The sequence below is a fragment of the Maribacter sp. 4G9 genome, assembly GCF_002742265.1.
Taxonomy (GTDB): Bacteria; Bacteroidota; Bacteroidia; order Flavobacteriales; family Flavobacteriaceae; genus Maribacter.
In genome coordinates this window covers 1-863 of sequence record NZ_MDGL01000083.1, presented here as the reverse complement: position 1 = coordinate 863, position 863 = coordinate 1, and the positions used below count along the sequence as shown (strand labels likewise).

The following is an 863-nucleotide window of genomic DNA, read 5'->3' as shown; positions in this document are numbered from 1 at the left end:
GAAGTTGATAGATGTCGTTAAAATAATATGCATCTAGTATATCTTCTCTGAAAAATCTATTGAAACGTTCTATGTAACCATTTTGCATTGGTTTTCCGGGCTGTGTATATTTAATTTCTATATGGTTTTTTGTACACCAGTTCATAAATGTCCTAGATATAAATTCAGGTCCATTGTCGCACCGGACATATTTAGGTGTGCCTATTTCTTCTTTAAGGTTTTCCAATGTTTCCACTACCGCTCTAGCTGGGTACGAGAGTCCTGCATTGATTGCAATAGCTTCACGGTTACAATCATCTATAACATTGAACACGCGCAGCTTTCTGCCATCTATAAGGGCATCGCTCATAAAATCCATACTCCAGCATTCATTAAGAGTCGATGGAGTTTCCAAAGGTTGTTTTATACGCTTTATCAAACGCTTCTTATGTTTACGCCTAAGGCTGAGCTTCATATCACGATATACTCGCAATACACGCTTTCTGTTCCATTTTAGACCTTCACGACGGATCTTGTAGTAATACTCATCAAAACCTCTAGTAGGATAGGCTTCCGCTAACTCGGTCAGTTTATCTATGACCTCGCTATCGTCTCTTTTGCTCTGGTAATACCACATTGACCTGCTCAGGTCGACAACATTACAGGCACGCACGATGGGAATTACATATTGTTTGATGAGATACTTTGCACGAACTCTCTTGTCGGAAGGCCTTAGAACTTTTTTGATAGTACGTCCTTTAGCATCTTATTATCTAAACTGACATCTGCGTACATCTGTTTTAACCTATTGTTCTCATCTTCCAGTTCCTTCAATCGTTTAAGTTGCTGTTGCTCCATACCACCGTACTTCTTGCGCCAATAGT

Annotated in this window: 2 protein-coding genes; both read right to left on the bottom strand. The window is 39.5% G+C overall.

Going from position 1 to position 863, the window contains the following annotated elements; translation table 11 throughout:
• Positions 1–676 (bottom strand): IS3 family transposase (locus BFP75_RS10220; protein ID WP_240531761.1); only part of this gene is annotated, 676 nt, incomplete at its 3' end.
• 35 nt (positions 677–711) lie between these two features.
• A partial coding sequence (locus BFP75_RS22695) for a transposase (RefSeq protein ID WP_165776574.1) occupies positions 712–863 on the bottom strand: 152 nt, incomplete at its 5' end.